Source organism: Longimycelium tulufanense, from assembly GCF_014645795.1.
Lineage (GTDB): Bacteria > Actinomycetota > Actinomycetes > Mycobacteriales > Pseudonocardiaceae > Longimycelium > Longimycelium tulufanense.
The window spans coordinates 1-542 of record NZ_BMMK01000113.1; the positions used below are offsets into that span (position 1 = coordinate 1).

General features: G+C 74.2%; 1 protein-coding gene. It reads left to right on the forward strand.

Features of this window, described 5'->3' with window-relative positions; all coding sequences use genetic code 11:
• The coding region (locus IEY55_RS31800) for an ACP S-malonyltransferase (RefSeq protein ID WP_189062288.1) at nucleotides 1–542 on the forward strand (542 nt) is incomplete at both ends.

A 542-nucleotide genomic window follows, 5' to 3' on the forward strand; every position in this document is an offset into this window, starting at 1 on the left:
ATCGCGGGTCTGGCCGTGCATCGGCTGCTCACCGAGTTCGGCGTGCGACCCGACATGGCGGGCGGCCACAGCTATGGCGAGTTGGTCGCACTGTGCGCCGCCGAGGTCTTCGGGGACGAGGACCTCATCACACTGAGTGCGGTCCGGGCGGAGGCGATCCTGGCCGCGGTCGGGGAGCACGGCACCGACCCCGGGACGATGGCTGTGGTGGCCGCGACCCCCGATGAGGTACGAGCTGCGTTGGCCGCGATCCCGGGCGTCGTGATCGCCAATCACAACGGCCCCCGACAGGTGGTCCTTGCCGGGACCACCCCCGCGGTCGACGCCGCACTGGCGGCGCTGGCCGAACGCGGCCACACGACCACCCGCCTCCCGGTCGCGTGCGGGTTCCACAGCCCGCTGGTCGCCGGGGCAGCCGCCCTGCTGGGCACCGAGCTGGCCGGCCGGGACCTGCGTCCGCCCACCTTCCCGGTCTGGTCCAACGCCACGGCCGCCCCGTACGACACCGAGCCCGACCAGCTGCGGGCCCTGCTGGCGCGGCA